A 309-nucleotide genomic window follows, 5' to 3' on the forward strand; every position below is an offset into this window, starting at 1 on the left:
GTCAGCATCGTGGTGGCGCCGGCCATCAAGTCGTGGGAAAGGAGCACAGCGCGGCGCTTAGCTGAGATCCTGATCATGGCTGACGAGCGCACATCGCGTGATGACGAAACCACTGTATTGGGTCGCGTCACGCCCGATTGGTCGTTCGGCGGATCCAGCGGTGTGCTTCCTGACCGCAGGCCTGTCACGGCGGCCTTTAACGGGATCGGGCACCGCTTCATCGACCGCGACTTGGACGATCTCGACCACGCCCTCGCGATCACGGTCCACAGGGGCCGGCGGCACGCGCTGACCCAGTGTTCGATAGGA

At 64.1% G+C, this 309-nt stretch carries 1 protein-coding gene; it reads left to right on the forward strand.

All coding sequences use genetic code 11. The annotated features are described in order from the left end of the window. Positions 1 to 75: 75 nt before the first annotated feature. Positions 76 to 309, forward strand: a 234-nt coding sequence (locus WDW90_RS38705) for a hypothetical protein (RefSeq protein WP_336492947.1), incomplete at its 3' end; no start/stop codon positions are given.

The organism is Methylobacterium nigriterrae (assembly GCF_037106235.1).
Taxonomy (GTDB): domain Bacteria; phylum Pseudomonadota; class Alphaproteobacteria; order Rhizobiales; family Beijerinckiaceae; genus Methylobacterium; species Methylobacterium nigriterrae.